This window comes from Bacillus sp. FSL P4-0334 (assembly GCF_038004825.1).
Classification (GTDB): Bacteria; Bacillota; Bacilli; order Bacillales; family Bacillaceae; genus Bacillus; species Bacillus velezensis.
Window position 1 is genome coordinate 688,552 of record NZ_JBBORX010000001.1, and the last position, 20,112, is coordinate 708,663.

At 49.9% G+C, this 20,112-nt stretch carries 18 protein-coding genes; 1 reads left to right on the forward strand and 17 read right to left on the reverse strand.

Annotation, left to right across the window (positions count from 1 at the left end; genetic code table 11):
• Positions 1-58: 58 nt before the first annotated feature.
• Positions 59-1,297, reverse strand: coding sequence for an MFS transporter (locus tag NSQ37_RS03560; RefSeq protein ID WP_007407675.1), 1,239 nt, complete (start codon positions 1,295-1,297; stop codon positions 59-61).
• A gap of 222 nt (positions 1,298-1,519) precedes the next feature.
• On the opposite strand from NSQ37_RS03560, the gene NSQ37_RS03565 reads away from it, so the two are divergent.
• On the forward strand, positions 1,520-2,722 hold the full coding sequence (locus NSQ37_RS03565) for a multidrug effflux MFS transporter (RefSeq protein ID WP_007407676.1): 1,203 nt from the start codon (positions 1,520-1,522) through the stop codon (positions 2,720-2,722).
• A 32-nt stretch (positions 2,723-2,754) separates the two neighbouring features.
• On the opposite strand, the gene NSQ37_RS03570 is transcribed toward NSQ37_RS03565, so the two are convergent.
• The 16 genes from NSQ37_RS03570 to NSQ37_RS03645 all read right to left on the reverse strand — a co-directional run bounded on the left by NSQ37_RS03570 (position 2,755) and on the right by NSQ37_RS03645 (position 20,007).
• Positions 2,755-4,173, reverse strand: a complete 1,419-nt coding sequence (locus tag NSQ37_RS03570) for an amino acid permease (RefSeq protein WP_007407677.1) — start codon at positions 4,171-4,173, stop codon at positions 2,755-2,757.
• Between the two features lie 24 nt (positions 4,174-4,197).
• On the reverse strand, positions 4,198-5,880 hold the full coding sequence (locus NSQ37_RS03575) for a M20 family metallopeptidase (protein WP_160242395.1): 1,683 nt from the start codon (positions 5,878-5,880) through the stop codon (positions 4,198-4,200).
• A gap of 71 nt (positions 5,881-5,951) precedes the next feature.
• Positions 5,952-7,499: an L-glutamate gamma-semialdehyde dehydrogenase gene (gene pruA / locus NSQ37_RS03580; protein ID WP_003150992.1), complete on the reverse strand. Its 1,548-nt coding sequence runs from the start codon at positions 7,497-7,499 to the stop codon at positions 5,952-5,954.
• Between the two features lie 207 nt (positions 7,500-7,706).
• Complete coding sequence (locus NSQ37_RS03585) at positions 7,707-8,993, reverse strand: Glu/Leu/Phe/Val family dehydrogenase (RefSeq protein ID WP_003150991.1); 1,287 nt, start codon at positions 8,991-8,993, stop codon at positions 7,707-7,709.
• Positions 8,994-9,178: 185 nt separating this feature from the next.
• A complete protein-coding gene (gene bslB, locus NSQ37_RS03590) occupies positions 9,179-9,640 on the reverse strand; it encodes a biofilm surface layer hydrophobin BslB (RefSeq protein WP_326365012.1) in 462 nt (153 codons plus the stop codon).
• A gap of 215 nt (positions 9,641-9,855) precedes the next feature.
• Complete coding sequence (locus NSQ37_RS03595; RefSeq protein ID WP_015240798.1) at positions 9,856-10,311, reverse strand: dTDP-4-dehydrorhamnose 3,5-epimerase family protein; 456 nt, start codon at positions 10,309-10,311, stop codon at positions 9,856-9,858.
• Positions 10,308-11,156, reverse strand: a complete 849-nt coding sequence (gene rfbD / locus NSQ37_RS03600; RefSeq protein WP_012118721.1) for a dTDP-4-dehydrorhamnose reductase — start codon at positions 11,154-11,156, stop codon at positions 10,308-10,310. The genes NSQ37_RS03595 and rfbD overlap by 4 nt, the downstream gene beginning before the upstream one ends.
• Positions 11,157-11,176: 20 nt before the next feature.
• A complete protein-coding gene (gene rfbB / locus NSQ37_RS03605; protein ID WP_007407684.1) occupies positions 11,177-12,124 on the reverse strand; it encodes a dTDP-glucose 4,6-dehydratase in 948 nt (315 codons plus the stop codon).
• A gap of 2 nt (positions 12,125-12,126) precedes the next feature.
• Positions 12,127-12,864, reverse strand: a complete 738-nt coding sequence (locus NSQ37_RS03610) for a sugar phosphate nucleotidyltransferase (RefSeq protein WP_003150981.1) — start codon at positions 12,862-12,864, stop codon at positions 12,127-12,129.
• A 27-nt stretch (positions 12,865-12,891) separates the two neighbouring features.
• Positions 12,892-13,896 (reverse strand): PseG/SpsG family protein, encoded by a 1,005-nt coding sequence (locus NSQ37_RS03615; RefSeq protein WP_326365007.1) that lies wholly within the window; start codon positions 13,894-13,896, stop codon positions 12,892-12,894.
• A gap of 1 nt (position 13,897) precedes the next feature.
• A complete protein-coding gene (locus tag NSQ37_RS03620) occupies positions 13,898-14,638 on the reverse strand; it encodes a cytidylyltransferase domain-containing protein (protein WP_015240801.1) in 741 nt (246 codons plus the stop codon).
• Positions 14,631-15,752, reverse strand: coding sequence for an N-acetylneuraminate synthase family protein (locus NSQ37_RS03625; RefSeq protein WP_015240802.1), 1,122 nt, complete (start codon positions 15,750-15,752; stop codon positions 14,631-14,633). Before NSQ37_RS03625 ends, NSQ37_RS03620 begins: the two co-directional genes overlap by 8 nt.
• Positions 15,752-16,615 (reverse strand): GNAT family N-acetyltransferase, encoded by an 864-nt coding sequence (locus NSQ37_RS03630; protein ID WP_032868197.1) that lies wholly within the window; start codon positions 16,613-16,615, stop codon positions 15,752-15,754. Before NSQ37_RS03630 ends, NSQ37_RS03625 begins: the two co-directional genes overlap by 1 nt.
• Positions 16,616-17,785, reverse strand: a complete 1,170-nt coding sequence (locus NSQ37_RS03635) for a DegT/DnrJ/EryC1/StrS family aminotransferase (RefSeq protein ID WP_012118727.1) — start codon at positions 17,783-17,785, stop codon at positions 16,616-16,618.
• Between the two features lie 22 nt (positions 17,786-17,807).
• A complete protein-coding gene (locus tag NSQ37_RS03640; RefSeq protein ID WP_150941496.1) occupies positions 17,808-19,232 on the reverse strand; it encodes a capsular polysaccharide export protein, LipB/KpsS family in 1,425 nt (474 codons plus the stop codon).
• A 4-nt stretch (positions 19,233-19,236) separates the two neighbouring features.
• On the reverse strand, positions 19,237-20,007 hold the full coding sequence (locus NSQ37_RS03645; RefSeq protein WP_003150972.1) for a glycosyltransferase family 2 protein: 771 nt from the start codon (positions 20,005-20,007) through the stop codon (positions 19,237-19,239).
• Between the last annotated feature and the right edge of the window lie 105 nt (positions 20,008-20,112).

Genomic DNA, 20,112 nt, shown 5'->3' on the forward strand with positions numbered 1-20,112 from the left:
ACACCCTATGAAATAGGGTGCTAAAAATTAACATTTACAAAATTATAGAAACTTTATTTTACCGATACAATGATTGGTCGGCCTGATGCTCATATTTCCCATACCTTCTGTATGCGAAAACGCTGAGGACAAAGCCGATGAGGGTGACGGCCGCACAGATAAATCCGACAGCTGCATATCCGTATCCGACATAGACCGGACCCATGACAGCAGAACCCAAGGTGACGGCCAAATTGGACGCCAGGCTGTAAAATGCCATGATTTTGCCCCGGCGGCTCTGTGAGCAATCACTTAAAATGGTGCTGAGCAAGGTCACCGTCAGGCTTTGCATCAATCCCCAGACGAATAACCCGATGACCAAAAACGGCATTGATGACGGCGCATAGGCGAGACAGGAAAGCCATATGCTGATCACGGCCAATGCCGCGATCAAAGAGCGCATTTTCCCCGCCTTATCTGCGATTTTTCCGGTGAACACGCTCATGGAAAAACCGATTCCGTACACCATGATCAGCAGCCCTGAAGCTGTATTCCCCCCCGGCAGCACGCGGTGAAGATATGTGCCGAGAAAGGAATACATGCCGTAAAAACCGATCATGTTGCAAAAAGTGATCGTGAGGTATACAGGGACACGGGGCACCTTCAGCGCATCCCGGAAAGTGCCTGCCTGCCGTCCGTTTTCCTCTTCTGTTTTATCCCCATCCGCCGTGCTGCGGCGCGCCTCAATGAAAATGAGCGAAGCAACGAGGACAGACATGAGGGCGAAAATCCAAAACGTCCACCGCCAATTTAAAACGCCGCCGATAAAAGAGCCGATCGGAACGCCGAAAATCAAAGCGAGCGACCAGCTTGACACGATCAGGCCCATCACCTTGCCGCGGTACGCATAAGGCACACGGTCGCCGACCACCGCATAAGCTGTCGGCACAAACGCACCCGCCGCAAGCCCGGAAAGCGCCCTGCCCAGAAAGAAGAAAAAGAGATTGTGCGCCAACGCGCAGATCACCGTGCCGGCCGTAAATATAAGCAGCCCCGTCATCAGGCTGAGTTCCCGGGAATATTTATCTCCCAGCGGAACGAGAAGCGGCGCGCCGATAAAAATCATCACTCCGTAAATACTGATGGAAAGCGCCAGCACACTGACATCCGAGCTGAAAGCCCGCGCTAAATCCGGAAGCAGCGGAGAAATCACCAGCTCTTCAGAACCGGCGGCAAATACGCCTAATGTCAAAGCAAGCGCGAGACAGATCGGAAATCGGCGTTTCGTTTCGATGTGATCGGTTTGTTTGCTGTTCATGCTCTTTGAACACCTCTTCCGTAAAACTTTTCTACCTTTTGTTGTTTTATAGTTTAGCATCCTTATGTTTCATTTTACATTTCACATGAAAACTAATTCTGTTTTTTTATTTACATTCAGATTTTAAATAAAATATTTAGTTTGTATTCAATAAATGATATAAAATACGCCGTCCGGTTATGCTATAGTGATAGAATCATTTGTTAAGGTGGGGGTCATGGAATGAATAACACTGATTCAAAGGCCGCCCGCGCAGGCCTCGGCATGGTACTGATTCTCGGAACGCTCGCTTCATTCGGGCCGCTTTCGCTCGATATGTATCTGCCCGCTTTGCCTGAAGTGGCGGCCGATCTTCATACGACAGCGTCACTTGCGCAGCTGAGCCTGACGTTTTGTCTTTTGGGGCTGGCGGTCGGGCAGATCGTTGTCGGGCCGCTCAGTGATATGATCGGGCGCCGGAAGCCGCTCATTCTGTCATTGCTGCTTTATACGCTGTCTTCTTTATTATGCGCCTTCAGCCCTTCTGTTTCGTTTTTAATTGTCATGAGGTTTATTCAAGGATTCACCGGGGCGGCCGGAATCGTCATCGCACGGGCGTCCGCGCGCGATATGTATTCCGGAAAAGAATTGACGGCTTTTTTCTCATTACTGATGCTCGTCAATGGGGCGGCGCCGATTTTAGCGCCGATTACAGGGGGATTTATCCTTCAGTTCGCCGGCTGGAAAATCGTATTTGTCGTGCTGGCGGTGATCGGCTGTATCATTTCTGCCGCCGTGCTTACGGCGTTGCCTGAATCACTCCCGCCGGAAAAGCGGACAAGCGGCGGACTCCGGGAGACGCTGATGACGTTTCGCGGCCTGCTTGGCGACCGGATGTTTATGGGATTTGCGCTCAGCCAGGCATTTGTGATGACCGGCATGTTCGCATATATTGCCGGGTCGCCGTTTGTACTGCAAAACATCTACGGCGTATCGGCGCAAATGTTCAGCCTGCTGTTCGCCGTAAACGGTGCGGGAATCATATGCGCAACCCAAATCACCGGACGGATGGCCAAAACACATGATGAACGGAAGCTGTTTGTCTCCGGGCTGTTGATCGCCGTCATCGGAAGCATCGCTTTGCTTTTATCACTTGCGTTTGGTTTAGGCCTGACGGCGGTCTGCATTTCATTATTCATCATTGTTTCTTCTGTCGGGATCGTCACGACGACGGGATTTTCTCTGGCTATGCAGAAACAGGAGAAAGGCGCGGGAAGCGCTGCAGCTCTTCTCGGACTCCTGCCCTTTATCGGCGGTGCGGCTGCCGCTCCCCTGGTCGGTATTGCCGGAGAAGAAAATGCCTGGCCGATGGCCGTCAGCATTTTCGGTTTTGAGTTCTTTGCCGTTCTATCCTATGTCCTGTCGGCCAAACGAAAAACAAAGTAAAGCCCGCCGCTTTTTGCGGAGGGCTTTTTTTCTTATCCGGCAGCGCCTTTTTCCGAAGAAGCCTGCTCACGCTTCAGGCGTTTTTTAATACCGAAGTGATAATACGCGTAACAGATGATCATCAGCGGGACGCCGCAGTACAGACCGATACGCTGGTCGGGGATAAAGATGAGACTGATTAAGATAAGCCCGTAAATCGAAAATCCGAGAATCGGCACGATCGGATAAAGCGGCGTTTTAAATGCCAGGTCTTTCAGATTTCCTCCTTCAGCGAGAAAGCGTCTCCGGAAAACGAATTGTGAAGCGCAGATTGACATCCACGCGACGACGGTAATCATACCGGAGATGGAAATGAGCCATACATACACCGTTTCAGCCGCGAATACACTTGTCAGCAGGGATAAACCGGAGATAGCGATGGTGATGGAAAGAGCTTTCAGAGGCACGCCTTTTTTCGTCAGTTTCGTTAAGGAAGCGGGGCCCATCTTAGTTTTTGATAGGGACCACATCATTCTGGATGAAGCGTACAGCCCGGAATTCGCCACCGACAGCATGGCGGTCAGAATGACAAAGTTCATGATATCAGCCGCATAGGGAACGCCGATTTTATCCAGCACAGCCACAAACGGGCTTTCGATGACGCCTGCCGTTTGGTACGGCAAAATGGACACGAGAACAAACATCGCCAGCACGAAGAAAAACAGCGTCCGCCATATGACGTTTCGGATTGAGCGGGGAAGCGTCTTTTCCGGATTTTCGCTTTCTCCCGAGGCGATTCCGACCAGCTCGGTGCCCTGGAATGAAAAATTCACCATGACAAGGGTAAACAGCACGGCTTGGGCACCGTTCGGGAAAAGCCCTTTGTCCGTCGTAAAGTTTGACAGATACGGAGCCGTCTGCCCGCCGTTAAAACCGACAAAGCCGAATACCGCAGCGCAGCCGAGAATAATAAACAATACAATGGCCATGACCTTAATGCTGGAAAACCAAAATTCCATTTCCGCAAAACTCCGCGCAGACAGCGCGTTAATGGAAAAAATGACGACGCCGAATACAAGGCACCACACCCAAATCGGAACGGCCGGAAACCACCGCTGCATTAAAATCCCCGCCGACGTCAGTTCAAGCCCCACTGTATTGGCCCAGCTGAATGCGTACATCCATCCGATCGTAAAACCCGTCGACGGCCCGAGAAACTTTGCGGCATACGCTTGAAATGATCCTGCGACCGGCATGGCGACCGCGAGCTCCCCCAAACAAAGCATCACCAGATACATTAAAAATCCGCCGATCACATAAGCCAATATCGCGCCGATCGGTCCCGCTTCACTGATCGTAAAACCGGAGCCCAGAAAAAGCCCCGTCCCGATCACGCCGCCGAGGGCGATCATAAACAAATGCCGGCCCTTCATCGTGCGCTGCAATTCAGTTTGATTGGTATCTCCCTGCATATACATCCTCCTTATTCCGTTATGTCAGCCATTTGTGCGTATGTCTAATCGGTAGCTGTGCAAAAGGTGCATTGTCGTCTGCTGAATGAGCTCCGGCAGCACATGGAATGTGTACGGCTTGTACACGCGTTCCGTCCATTTATGGCCGTCCTTTCCGTATACCCCTATATTGACCGACGGAATATTCAATTCCCTGATTTCTTTAAAAGGAATCGTCCCGATGACATCCCAGCCCGGAAAATTATCGGTAAAGGCGGAGACCTCCTCGTCTGTTTCATGCAGCGATAAAAAGCTTCCGTCCGCTAAATAAGGGAAAAACTTTTTAAAGACGAATGTTTCTCCGGTTGATGCCGCTGTTTTATCGACCGCTTCTTGAATGACATGCTGCAAAAGCCGGTCCCGTGAGCTCTCTTCTTTCAGATAATTGTGCGGAAGGTAAGGCGGCGCATAGAAAATAATGACCTTGGCTCCCTGCTCAGGATCGAGTTTTTGCAGTTCCTCGACGGCTTTAAAGCATCTCATCCGCAGTTCAAGATGTTCATATGTTTTAAATGCCTGCTCGATACACTGTGCAGGGTCTATCCCGCGGCTTCTAAGCCTTTTCAGGTAATCTTCCAGACTGTACACTTGAACGTTCCATGACATCTCTTTTTTCGGCAGGCTCGTTCTCTCACAGTATTCGTCGTAATAATCAGATAATTTTCGTTCTGTCTCTTTGCAGGCTTCGTCAGCCACGGCGGTCAGCTGATCCATGACTTCTTTGGCGGTTTTCTCGTAAATAAAATAATTAAAATAGACATAGCTGCTGACGGCGGTCTGCACGTTATACGCTTCCTTGTTGTCACGCTGGTACAGGCAGGTCGGCGGAAGCACAAGCTCCCCTTCAATGTTTTCCGCCATATGAATATTGTTGTGAATTCTTCTGGTGATTTCTGATGCGATCAAATTCGGATCGATGCCGGACAGCGTATCACCGACATGCACCTCCCGCCCGTAAATCGCAAAGCAAGGCAAAAGCTTCCCTGCCGCGCCCGTGTAGATGTACCTTGTCGTGTCACCCTCATACAGCGGCGTGATAAAATCGTTATTAATCGCTGCTAAATAACGAAGCTGCTTTTCTTGTTTCAGCCGTTTTAATTCAGAAATGCTGGTTAAAATGCCGGAATGCTGGCTTTCTTCATCCGGATTTGCCATGAACAGAATATGGCCCGGCAGCTGATCGCGCCGTTCAGAAAAGTGAAGCAGATTGGCGAGATGAACGGCAATACCGCTCTGCATATCAACCGAACCCCTTCCGAACATCCACTCGCCTGAGCGGGCGTCCCGCTGCACATCCCGATCAAATTCATAGTTTGAGAAATATTCCGCGAGACGGTCGGAATCAAAAGCGATATCTTTTAAAGGGCCGAAATCCTCGATGCCGACCGTATCAAGATGAGCGTGATAAATGACCGTATTCAGGCTTTCGCCGTTTCCCTCAATAAATGCGAAAATATTTTTGCGGCCGTAAGGGTCCTCAGGAATCGCCTGCTCCCACACATGTGACGGATTCTCCTGAAAGTAGGGAAAGCTCTTGATCATATCTTTGATATAGTCGGCTTTTTTTCCTTCTCCCAATGTGCCGTTGATGCTGTTTAACGCCACCAGTGATTTCGTAATGGCTTCTATTTTCTCCTCCGGAAGCATTTTGCTGAGCTGCTGATACATGTTCCATCCTCCTTACCCTCATATAGAGAAAATAGCGCGACTCTCTTTTTCATCGCGCTATTTCCGAAAGATTAATAGGCTTCAGACGTTGTTTTTGCCTGCATATGAAGAATCAGATAGTCAGGTCCTCCGGCTTTTGAATCGGTTCCTGACATATTGAAGCCGCCGAACGGCTGGTATCCGACAATCGCTCCCGTACATCCGCGGTTGAAGTATAGATTCCCGACGTGAAAATCTTCGCGGGCGCGTTCAATGTGCGCGCGGGTTTTCGATAACAGAGCGCCCGTCAGTCCGTAATCGGTATTATTGGCAATCTCAAGCATATGGTCGAAATCACGGGCTTTTGAGATCGCGACGACCGGCCCGAAAATTTCCTCCTGCATCAGGCGGGCGTTTTCATCAACATCCGCAAAAATGGTCGGCTGAATAAAGTATCCTTTTGAATCATCACCTTCGCCTCCCGTCAGGAGTTTTCCTTCTGTTTTGCCGATTTCGATATAACTCATGACTTTATTATAAGATGCTTCGTGGATGACCGGCCCCATGTATGTATCAAAATCTTCCGGACTTCCGACGGTGAGTGATTTTGTTAAAGCGACGGCTTTTTCAACAACTTCATCATAGACGTCCTGATGGATGACCGCACGGGAACCGGCTGAACATTTTTGGCCTGAGAATCCGAAGGCGGAATACACGATTGAGGAAGCGGCAAGATCAAGATCAGCATCTCTGTCTACAAGCACCGTATCTTTCCCTCCCATTTCGGCAATGACCCGTTTCAGCCACTTTTGGCCCGGCTGTACTTTTGCGGCGCGTTCATAAATACGGCATCCAACCGCGCGGGAACCTGTAAACGACACAAATCTCGTCTTCGGATGCTCAACCAGATAGTCGCCGATTTCTCCTCCGTCGCCCGGTATGAATTGGAGCACGCCGTCCGGCAGGCCCGCTTCTTTCATCACTTCAACGAATTTCGCCGCCACGACAGGCGCCGCATCCGCCGGTTTCAGCAGTATCGTGTTGCCTGTTACGATGGCTGCCGCCGCCGTTCCCGCCATAATCGCAAGCGGGAAGTTGAATGGAGAGATGACGATCCCCACCCCAAGCGGCTCATAGTGATACTGATTATATTCTCCGTCACGGCTCTTTACAGGGGAACCGTCTTTCAGTTTCAGCATCTGACGGGCGTAATACTCTAAAAAGTCGATCGCTTCCGCCGTATCCGCATCCGCTTCCTTCCACGGTTTTCCGGCTTCTTTCACTAGATACGCGGAGAATTCGTGCTTTCTTCTGCGGATGATCGCCGCCGCTTTAAACAGCACATTCGCGCGGTGTTCCGGCCGTACTTTTTTCCATGTTTGAAATGCCTGCAGCGCAGCCTGCATGGCCTTTTCCGCAAGTTCTTTTCCGGCGGCCGATACAGAACCGATCACTTCTTTTTTATCTGCCGGATTGACGGAAATGATCTTTTTATCCGTTTCAATCGCTTCACCGTTGATGATAAGCGGATAATGCTTGCCGAGCTGTGAATTCACATAAGCCAGCGCTTCCTGAAACGATTGTTTATTTGTCTCTTCCTGAAAATTTGTAAATGGTTCGTGTGCGTATGAAACTGTCATTAGAATTCCTCCCCGTATTTTGTAATGTGTGCTCACGCTTTATAAAGATGCAAGAAGCATACCAGCATAGCAATTTGTGATAAAAATAAGAAAATCTTTGCCGAAAGCGGACGAAGCTTGTCCGAATCTGTCAGCTGCAATCTGAAAACGCAAAGAAATTTTGCGATCTGCTATATAACTGATGCAAAATCTCTTTGCGGATAACACTTATACCCAGCCGCGGAACCGGGCCGCTTCAGCCGATTTTCTGATGCCCGTCATATAGGCGGCCAAACGCATATCGACTTTGTGGGTATGCGCTGTCTGATAAATGGATTCAAACGAATTCACCATGACGCTGCGCAGTTTTCCGGCGACTTCCTCCTCAGACCAGTAAAAGCCTTGATTATTTTGCACCCATTCAAAATAAGACACCGTCACGCCGCCGGCGCTTGCCAAAATATCCGGCACGAGAAGCACGCCTCTTTCATTCAGAATTTTCGTGGCATCTATCGTTGTCGGGCCGTTTGCCGCCTCCACAATGATTGAGGCTTTAATGTGATGGGCGTTTTCAGCCGTAATCTGATTGGAGATTGCGGCGGGCACGAGAATATCACAGTCCTTTTCCAGCAGCTCCCTGTTCGTTATGACATCCGAGAAGAGATTCGTCACCGTGCCGAAGCTGTCCCGCTTATCCAGCAGGTAATCAATATCAAGGCCGTCAGGGTCATACAAAGCGCCGTGGGCGTCTGAGATGCCGATCACCTTGGCGCCGGCGTCATGCATAAATTTAGCGAGAAAGCTCCCCGCATTTCCGAACCCCTGAATGATGATCCGCGCATTTTCCAATGGAATCCCTTTTTTCTTAACGGCTTCCTCAATACAAATCGTGACGCCTTGCGCGGTCGCCGTCTCCCGCCCCTGTGAACCGCCGAGAACGATCGGTTTGCCCGTAATGAATCCTGGTGAATCAAATTCTCTCAGGCGGCTGTATTCGTCCATCATCCATGCCATAATCTGCGAGTTGGTATATACGTCGGGAGCCGGAATATCCTTTGTCGGACCGACGATCTGGCTGATCGCACGCACATATCCGCGGCTCAGCCGTTCCAGCTCTCCGAATGACATCGTCCGCGGATCACAGATGATGCCGCCTTTTCCGCCCCCGTAAGGAAGATTTGTGATGCCGCATTTTAAAGTCATCCAGATGGAAAGCGCCTTAACCTCTTCTTCACTGACTTCCGGATGAAACCGCACGCCCCCTTTTGTCGGGCCGACTGCGTCATTATGCTGTGAGCGGTAGCCCGTGAAAACCTGTACTGAGCCATTGTCCATTTTGACAGGGATGCGGACGGTTAAAAGCCGCATCGGCTCTTTCATCAATTCATACATATTGTCAGGGTACCCCAGTTTTCGCAGGGCCTCTTTTATGATCGATTGTGTTGACAAGAACAAATTAAGAACTTCTTTTTCTTCATCTTTCTGATTGCTTTTAGAAAGCGGGTTGGCTGACATGTTTTATCACCTCATCGTATTTTACGTGTAAGCTTCAATTACCGGCAGAACAAAATGTAAGCGCTTTTACACCAAAACCCATCAATCCCTTTCACATTGTCGTTACGCCCCTTTTTATATGCAAGATTCATGCCAGGTTTTTGTGTATAAAAAAAGAGGCTGTGGTCAGCCTCTTTCATCCCCGATTAACGCGGGTCAATAACCAGCTTTGTTTCGGCATAAAGACTGCCGGCCCCCAAACCGTTTACGTAATCGCCTTTAATTGTATACGCGCCCGCGCGCGGAAGGTTTTTACGCACTAGGACGAGATTGTATTCAGACGCGCCCAATAAGTCAAGGGTAAGCGGAAGTCTGACCGTTTTTCCGTAGTTGAGAATTTGCGTTTCTTTCAGTGTTCTTCCGTTTACAGAGTCCCTCACAGTGGCGTTGAACCCGTCAGGAAATTGAAATTCAACGGCGCCGACGGCAAGCAGCGCATTCGGCTTGTATGTGACTTCAATATCAGACGTCGCGTATTCTCTCGTACTATTGACGGTTTTCGCTTCAATAACGGCAGATTGCGCGTTCGCATGAAAAGATGGCAAGAACACAGATGAAAATACCGCAGCACTGATGAGAAAGGCCGAAAATGATTTTCTTTTTAACATCATGAATTCCTCCAGATCATATGGGATTCAGAGCGTCCTCTGCCGGAAAAGCGTGTCTGATGGTTCCATTCGCGAATTGGGTTTCTCTTTTCCTGAGAATAATCTACCACCTTTATCCATGGAAGTAAATTATTTTTTGGAATATTCAATCATTTATTTTTCACGAGATGAATCAGCACAAAAAACGAAGACATCCGCTGTCTTCGTCTTGTGCGCTATCGGTGAGCCGTCTGCCAGTCAAATCCGATGGTGTCATCATTCCACGGGATTCTTTTTTCGTCAGGCTGATCCGGATTGTAGGACATCGTCGTGAAATAAATAATGGTCAGCGGGGTTTCACCCAGCACTCTGTACCCGTGTGCGACGCCTTTGGGAATGAGAAGGAGCATCGGATTGTCTTCTCCCATGTAGTAGACATCCGTTTCTCCCTTGGTTGCAGACTCTTCGCGAAGGTCATGCAGCACGACCTGGGCGTGGCCCGTCGGAAAAAACCATAGGTCATCCTGTTTCTCATGATAGTGAAATGCTTTAATGACGCCGGGATAGCTTTTGGACCAGGAAGCCTGCCCGAAACGCTCTAAGAGATGTTCATCGTCACGGACGAGTTCTGAGAAAAAACCCCGGTCATCGCTGTGTTTGATCAGCTTTTTGACTTTTACGCCTTCGATCACTTGCACTGTCCCTCCCTTTGTAAATAATCATGCAGCGCTTCCCGCCAATGCCTCATCCCGAGCCCCTGCCGTTCAATCGACTCAAGACTCAACACCGAGTAAGCGGGGCGCGGCGTCTCATTTCCGTATTCCTCCGTCGTGACGGGCAGCACGGCGGCGGTTCTGCCGCTTTCTTCAAAAATAGCCTTGGCAAATTCATACCAGCTGCACACTCCGCTGTTTGCGGCGTGGTATAAGCCCGGCGGCCTGTCAAACAGACCGATCACCGTTTCGGCTAAATCTTTTGTATACGTCGGTGCGCCGACTTGATCGTTAACGACACGCACCTGATCATGTGTATCCGCAAGCTTCAGCATCGTATTGACAAAGTTGTGCCCGCCGCTGCCGTACACCCACGATGTTCTGATAATGGTGTGATTTTTTCCCGTCAACCGGATCAGTTCTTCGCCGAGTTTTTTGCTTTTTCCATAAATTGTGCCCGGATCTGCGGGATCATCGGTCTGGTATGGCCGTGTTCCTTTGCCGCTGAAGACGTAATCGGTGCTGATGTGAATGAATTTCGCGCCGGTGTTTTCAGCCTCAAGCGCGGCATAATAAGCGCCGATTCCGTTTATTAAATACGCTTTGTCGAGCTCCGTTTCACATTTGTCAACGGAGGTGTATGCCGCCGTATTGACGACGATATCCGGCTTGTAATGGCTGAACGAGTGCCGCACCGAACGCTGGTCGGATATGTTCATCATCGCTTTTGTCAAGGCGATCACTTCATACCCTTCCTGCTTCAGCTGACGGCATAACTCCCGCCCCAGCTGGCCGGCCGCTCCGGTTACTAATACCTTCGTCAATCGGATCCCCTTCTTTCCGATTAGTCTTGGCTGTCTGTATACCAGCGAATGGTTCTTCTCATTCCTTCTTCAAATGTGACGTCCTGCCGCCATCCCAGCTCATTTTTCAGCTTTGAAGCATTGATGGCGTAACGGCGGTCATGCCCTTTTCTGTCTTCGACATGAGCAAACCGTTCCTCGACACCGAGCTCCTTCATGATAAATGACGCAAGCTCTTTATTCGTCCGTTCATTTCCTCCGCCGATATTGTAAATGTCACCGAGTGTTCCTTTTTCCAGCACGAGCTTAATGGCGCGGCAATGATCTTCGGCAAACAGCCAGTCTCTGATCTGCATCCCGTCGCCGTACAGCGGAACCGGCGTGCCGTTTACGGCATGCCTGATAATGGTCGGAATCATTTTCTCGTGATGCTGGTACGGCCCGTAATTGTTGCTGCATCTTGTAATGATGGCAGGAAGCTTATGGGTTCTCACATAAGACATGACGAGCAGGTCTGAGCTTGCCTTGCTGGCCGAATACGGATTGTTCGGAGAAAGCGGCGTCGTCTCTGTAAAAGCGGGATCATCCGGCGCCAAATCTCCGTACACCTCATCTGTGGAAATGTGAATCAGCCTGCCGGCTTTTCCCTGTAACACCGCGTCCGCCAGTCGGTATGTGCCCATTACATTTGTTGTGATGAACGGCTCTGCCTGATTTATGCTTCTGTCCACATGGGATTCAGCCGCAAAATGAATGACAGCGTCATACATTTGGGAAAAAACTTTGTCAATGTCCTCTTTTTCCGAAATGTCACCTTTGATAAAACGAAAACGGCCGTTCTTTTTTAAGGCTTCTATTTCAAGCGGCCTGCTTGCATACGTGAGATTATCCAGGACGGTAATCTGCGCATCTGTTTCTTTCAGCATCATCTTTGTAAAGGTAAGGCCGATAAATCCGGCGCCCCCTGTAATTAAATATGATTTTGGCATGATTAATGCTCCTGTCCTTTCTGTAATGCCTGATGCGCCAGGCTTCCGGCGAGGTAGAGCGATTCATGCGTGCCCGCATCCACCCACCAGCCCGTTAACACATCATACGTCAGCTCACTGTGTTCAATGTATAAATTATTGACATCCGTAATTTCCAGTTCGCCGCGTTTTGAAGGGGAAATTTGTTCAATATAAGAAAACACTTCTGCGTCGTACATGTAGATCCCTGTGACGCATAGTCTGGTCGGCGGCTGCTCCGGCTTTTCAATGATCGACTTGATCCGTTTGTTTTCCTCATCAATCTCGGCGATGCCGAAGCGCTCCGGGTCGTCCACTTCTTTCAGCAGCACTTTCGCTCCTTTTCCCTGCTTTGCGAAACGCTCCGTATAAGGTTTTAATGAATCTTCAAAAATATTATCTCCCAAAAGCAGAACGAACGGATCGCGACCTGTAAATCGCTTTGCGTATGATAAACCGTCGGAAATGCCGGATGCGGCTGGCTGAACCTGATATGTGATTGAGACGCCGAGCTCTTCTCCGGTTTCGAGAAGTTTATGAAATTGCGGAATATATTCTTTTTGCGTAATCAGCAAAATATCTGTAATCCCCGCTTCTTCCAGCTTCATGATCGACCAGTAAATCATCGGATATGGACCGACAGGGAGTAAATGCTTATTGACCGCTTTTGTCAGCGGCATAAGGCGTGAGCCGGTGCCTCCGGCTAAGATAACACCTTTCACATGAACACTTCCTTACGTGTGGTTTTATCACAAATCATAAAGAATCGCCGCCGCCCGTTTGATGCCCCTGCCGTCAACCAGCGGCTTTCCGTTTTGATGAAGTCCGGTCCGCATCGGATAATCAGCGGCCATGTCAGACATATGCCGCGCGAGAACGTCCGCTGATATGCATTCACCAAGGCCGAGATGAACGGCGGCCCCCCGTGCGGCGAATTTTTCCGCCGTCTCAGTTTGATGCTCCACTTGAGAAAGAACGATGCAGGGCACACCTGTACAAATGGTTTCATATAAAGTGATCCCGCCGGACACGACGGCCATATCAGCCCTCGTGAGAAGCGCGGCCATGTCATTTGTCTGCCTGACCATCTCGGCATAAGGCATTTGTGTAAGATGCGCGCGCACGTCATCAGCATGAGGCGCGGCGCCGCCCATGACGATGATCACTCGTTTTCGATGAATGTCGGGGATGCGGCGGCATGCTTCCATCACTTTAAAGACAAGCTTCTTCGGGTCGCTTCCTCCTAATGAAACCAATATGGTCCGGCATTCTTTTCTCAGCTGATAGAGCTGCTTTGCTTTTTCAAAACCCGGATGAAGAATCATATAATCCGGGCCTTCATATACCGCGGCGCTGCCCATTTGAACCGTCCGGCTTTTCAGCCCGCCGTAAATGCCGTTTATAACGGCATCGCATAAATGAATGACATGTTCCCGTTTTTCTTCAAATAAGACGATGCGTGCCGATGAATGCTTTTTGACTTCCTCTAACCAGTCACACGGCATATCGAGCAGATCGAATATGAGAAGGTCAGGAGCCTGCCTGTTTATTTCCCGGACAATAAATTCCTTCTGTCCCTTGTCAGGCTTGATGATCACTTCCCATTGATCAGATGACAGATAAGAAGAAGCCTCTTTATTTGCGTAAAACGTTATTGAGCAATTGTTCTTAATGGCACCGGCAAGCAGCTTCATCCGCACCGCGTGCCCCATGCCGATGTCACGGCCCCCGTCCGCGAAAATCAAAATCCGCATGCTAATCAGCCTCTTTTTGCCGGATCATTTGATTAATGGCCCTGAGCTCCGGATCACGATTCAGCAGATGGATCAATTCTTTTGCCGGAATATCAGGACGCGAGCCCGCTTTTACGTACAGCTCGCGGGCCAGCCTGTAGTCCTCTTCGGTATCGACGGTCATCCGCAAGTGAGGAGCCCGGAGTTCCTGCGGAGGCTCAGGAAAGAGAAGCCGGTACTTCTCAGGAGATTCTCTTATTAAAAGCGTGACATGCTCCTGGTATTTGTCCGCCAGCGTTTTGTCGGCATTGATCTCCGTTAAAAGTCGCGCGTTTACCGCCTCGCCGCCGATGCCGAGCGGTGTACCGCAGATATACGTGTAGTCTGCGTGCTGATCTAAATGCGATTGAATCAGAAAATCAAGCAGCGAAGGGTCGACAAACGGGTTATCCCCCGTCAGTCTGACTGCGATGTCCGGTTTTACTTGTTCGATGACTTGTGCAAACCGGTCAAGCACACACTGCTCGCTGCCGCGGTGCACACGGTAGTTCTTGCTGATGCAGTGCGCAGACAGAATGTCGTCGGTCTTGCTGTCAGACGAGGCGACGATCAGATTATCCCGCGATTGATCATAATACGCGCTTTGCCGCACCCTTTTGACAATCATATCGAGGATCGTATACCCGCCGATCGGTTTCAGCACTTTACCGGGAAGACGCCCGCTTCCCATCCGCGCCTGAATGATAAACAAAATGTCAGTCATCATATGGGCTGCCTTTCGTCAAAAGGTCATCCCAAGTGATGCCCGTGTCGGCGGGGATATCCCTGACCGCACGCGCGCCGTCAGTTAAAAGCTCAAAATATCTCGGGTGGAGCCCCTGCGGTTTTTGGCCGGGACGAAGGACGGCAAGGTTTTCCGCCGTAAAACATTCGCCTTTTTGAATCGGCGCTGTTGAAAAAATGCCTCTGTAAGCGAACCTTCTGATATCCCCTTCAATCGGTGTCGTCGTTTTATGGGAACTTCCCGACAGCACTTCCGGCACCGGAGCGTGATGCCCCTGCCGCAGCTCCGCTTCAACTGAGCGGATCGCCGCAACCATTTCTTTTAATTCATCCGGATTGAGGGCGAAGGAGTGATCAGCACCGGGCAGGTTTTTATCGATCGTAAAATGCTTTTCAATCAGTTTCGCTCCGAGCCTGACAGCCGCGCACGGCACATCATACGGATGGGCGCTGTGATCGGAGAAACCGATCACAGCATCCGGGAATGCGGCGGCAAGCATGGGAATGACGCTCAGATTGCTGTATTCAGGCGGCGCGGGATATTTCGCCACACAATGCATGATCGCAATTTCTGTGTTCCCCTCGCCGGTAATGGTTCGATAAGCCTCCTGAATATCTGAAATATCAGCGCCCGCGGTGGAAAAAATAATCGGTGTCTTCAGCCCCGCGACATATTTCAATAACGGCAGATGGTTCAGCTCGTAGGAGGCGATTTTAAAGGCTGAAGGCGAAGTCGCATACAGTAAGTCGGCAGAGCCTTCATCACAGACAGTGCTTAAAAACAGCACGCCTTTTTTCTTACAATATTCAAGCAGCGGTTCGATCCACTCGGCGGGCATTTCCATTGATTGCACCAAAGAAAAAATAGAGACGTTTTTTCCCGCAGCGGTTTTGTACAAGCCGGGGTCTTTCTGATACATTTTGTCAGCCTGAAACATTTGGAACTTGACCGCGTCCGCGCCGGCCTCACTGGCCGCATCTATCAATTCAAACGCCTGGCTCAGTTTTCCGTCATGATTAATTCCGGCTTCGGCGATGATAAATACGGGCGAACCTTCGCCGATTGACTTCGTTCCGATTTGGCATGATGCCATCAGTCCGCCTCCTTCCCGGGCCACACATGATAGTAGTAATAGGACGCATCCGCTTTAAATCCCATTCTTTCATACAGGCGGATGGCTCTTACATTGTGGAGCTGCGTTCCCGCTGATACAGTCTTATGCTGAAAGCGCAATGATTGTTCAATCACGTGCGCCGCTAAATGGAATCCCGCTCCCTTTCCTTCAAATCCCGGCTTTACCGCCATCAGATCAAGGACGAATTCATCGCCTTTAGACAGCCCCTGAACAAAGCCCACAGTCTCTCCCTTATATGTGGCGGCGAATTGTAACGAAGCTCTGCCTTCCGCATTATTCCGCGCCCACTCTTCAAACAGGCGGTTTGCACTTTCATAGCTGAGATGGGGGTCTTGGTAATACCTGCTTTTTGTAAATGCGTCGCGGGCCAGCCGGCTGATCGCTTCCGTGTCGCCGGGTCCGGCTTCTGTAATCTCAAACGGCGGCGTGCTGTTATATACACGCACCGGACTGACGAGCTTGAGCAGACTCCCTACAAAATAAGCGTTCGGAAGCTGCTGAACGACCTGCATCGCGCCGATATCTTCAGCCGGTATTTTAATAAATATAAAATCAGTGCCTGCCGCCCGCCTTGCCGCGTAAAATTCCTGAAACAGCCTTTTGAGCTGTCCGGCGCTGTTTGCGGCTGCAAGCTTCACATTGATGATATTTTTTCGGAACAATTGACTTTCCCACGAAGAGTTTTCATATAAAATCACGCCTTGAAGGCTGTTTTCTTCCAATAAACAGAGCGACGATTCATAGGCTTCCGGCTGGATGCCCTTCTGATGCAGGAAGGTATGAATCATGTCCTGCGCAAGATTTTCCCTCAGTCTGTACACCTAATCAGCCCCTTTGACGATATCCGTAACGGCTGCAATGACGTATTCAACGTCGTCATCTGTCATTGACGGATAAAGAGGGAGTGACACGGTGCGGTGATAATACGCGGCCGCGGCCGGAAAGTCAGTTTCCTTATACCCGTACGTTTTTTGATAATACGGATGGAACGGAACCGGAATAAAATGAACACTTGTGCCGATATTATATTGGTCTTTTAAAGCGGAAATCAGATCGTTCCGGCTGACCCCGGCCTCCTGCTCCTCTATTTGAAGAACATACAGATGCCATGCATGCCGCCCGTCATCACTGACATGCGGGATGGTCAGCCCTTTCATGTGTCTGAAGGCGTCCTGGTAGCGGCTCGCAATGTCGGCTCTTCTTTGCTGCATGCTGTCAATCCGTTTCAGCTGATGAAGCCCAAGCGCTGCCTGAAGATCAAACATATTCATTTTATAGCCGGGCGTTTCGACCTCGTAGTACCAGCTTCCGTTTGAAGAATAGCGGTTCCACGCGCCTTTGCTCATGCCGTGAAGGCTGAGCACCCTGATCTGATCGGCAAGCCCGTCATCGTCCGTCGTCAGCATGCCGCCTTCACCGGTTGCCAGGTTTTTTGTCGCGTAGAAGCTGAATGCCGTCGCATCGCCGATTGATCCGATCATTTTCTGTTTGTAAGTGGTATACACGGCATGTGCGGCATCCTCTAAGACAAATAACTGATGCTTTTCGGCAATGGCCAGAATCTGATCCATATCACACGACTGGCCGGCGAAATGAACGGGTACAATCGCTTTTGTCCGCGGGGTGACGGCCGCCTCAATTTTTTCAGGGTCTGCATTCAGCGTAAGCGGATCGATGTCAACAAACACCGGAACGGCGCCTGTGTGCACGATTGTATTGGCTGTTGAACTGAACGTCACGGCAGACGTGATGACCTCGTCGCCGGGACCGATCCCTTTCGCCTTCAGGGCCAAAAACAAAGCGGCGGTACATGAGTTCAGCGCGATCGCGTGCTTTGCCCCCGTCCAGGCGGCAAAAGCTTTTTCAAACGCCTCTACTTTCGGTCCCTTTGAAAGCCAGCCCGATTCAAGCGTATCAATAACCTCCTGAATTTCGTCCTTCCCGATCATGGGCAATGAATAGGGAAGAAAAGCTGATCTTTTTTGCACCATTTTCTTTGCGCTCCTATCTTTTTTATGAAGGGTCAACCCGTCTAAAGCTGACTCCGGTTTTTTCCTGAAGCACTTGGCATAAAGCGGCAAGCGAATCCTGAACCGGGTAGTTCGCGGCGACAAAAGCACGGCGCGCCTGTTCCGCTTTTTGATATCCTGCGGGGCTTTCGCATATCCGGATTAATTCCTGAGCGAGTGCCTGCGGGTCCTCAAAGACAAATTCTCCAAGTGAGTGATAATAAGGGTATCTGCGGGTTCCCGCTGATTTTCCGATCAGCACGGGCTTTTGAAACAGCATCGCTTCAAGACCGACCGTTGATGTCTGTGTCACCGCAGCGTCAACATACGGGAGAATATCATACAGCTCCATCTCTTTTTTGATGATTTTGCCTGCTTTATATTTCCGCAGCACCTGATTGTAAGCATCCAGCTTGTTTTTGCCGATTTCCCACGGATGCGGTTTAATAATGAGCTGCATGTTCTTTTGGCCGGCAAGCTCTTCAAGCACGCCCGTATAAAATTCATCAGAAAACGGCTGCGTGGCGATCAGCACCGTCCGCTGTGACGGGAGAAAAGAAAGTTTGCGGTAAAACGTGTCCTGATCTATCGGCTCTCTTGAGAAAATCTCGTCGAAACGGGGATGCCCCGTGATGATGATTTGTTCATCCCTGCAGCCTTTTGCTTTATACCACTCCGCTTCATAAGTCCCGAATACGGCCTGATAGTCCGTAAATACGGGCAGAAACGCTTCATCTCCCATGAGCGCTCCGTGCTGAAGACAGATGCTGACGGCGTTTTTTTTCGCGGACATCAGCGCCAGCACACGGCTGTAAATATCCTCCGTCGTGCCGACTACAACGGCGGAAATCTTTTCGGCCGTAAACAAAATATCAATGGCGTCAATCGCTTCAATAAATAACGGGATGTCTTTATACAAACGTTCCTGAAATTCTCTGTTTCCGAAAGCGGGATGGCTGTGAAGCTCTTTCAAAATGGAATGGGCTTTTTCAATATAAGGGACGGGGTTCCCTTTTTGCCCCATTCCCGTCAGCTCCAATTTGCAGATAACGGGCAGCCCGTAATGGTCAGGCAGACTCCATCTGGCCAGTACCGCTGTTTTTGCCGGATCAAACTGCCGGTAGTTTCCCTCGGTGAACCGAAGATGATCGAAATGCAGAATGACTTTTCCGTTTACCGGTTTCTCATCTGTTTTCTTAATGTTTTGCCTTTTTTGATCATAATATGGCTGTATACCGGCTTCAGGAATATGCTGATCAGCCGGACCGAAAAGCTCTGGGTTCTGCTCCATGCTCTCCCGAAGCGCCGGACTGATATATTGATAAAAATTACTGATCAATGCGAGCGGGATGTCTTTGTAGCGAAGTGACTGAAAAAGGTCAATATACTGCCGGTACAGCACCCAATAGTTCGCTAAGTATGCCGACAAGCCCTCACCCCTTTCCAAGCTTTTTTAATGATTCCCTCAGCTCCCGGCACGTGGTCTGCTGCGGAAGGCTGTTCACAAACTCGTTTTTCTCCGCCGCGAAAAGCTGATAATGGATGGATTGATCGGTAATATAATTGATATCAAGCTCCTCAGAAATCGGGTAAAACGGATAAAAATGATTCACTCTCCAGAAGAAACGGGCGTCACCGATCCGGTAAAACGCCGGGCTTTCATCCCAATAGGAACCGAATGCCGATTTGACCTGTTCCAGCACGGAAAACCGGTGCATGACCGAACAATGGTCAATGGCGCACGGCGCGTTCCACACGATCCGTTCGGCGGGCCTGGCCGTCTCCTTCACCGTCTCTTTCCGCTGATTCAGATGATAGGTTTTGGAACTTGAATACACGACGGCTTTTTCCGGGTCTTCATCAAGCTCTTTCACCATTTTCTCAAGCCGTTCCGGCACATACGTGTTGTCGTCGGTCGCATACGTCACGTACTCGCCCTCCGCCATTTCTATTGCCTGATTAATCAAGGCGGCGTAGCGTGTTTTTTCCGTTCTTTCTTTGACGCCCGATACATCGCTTTGATAAAACCGGACGCGGTCATCCGTGAGAAAAGGACGTATTTCCGCCAATGTCGCTTCATTTGAGTTGTCATCCATAATGAACAGCTCAAAGTCCGTAAACGTCTGAGACAGAATACTTTTAATAGAGCGGGCCACATAGTCACTTTTGTTATAGCTCGTCATGATCACTGACACTTTAGGCAACTCGTCACCCCCTTTTCGCACCTGAAACTACCGCTATCATATGTTCCTTATGCGGAAGATGCGCTAGGAATACAGACTATTATGTGAAAAGTCAGCATTGCGCGC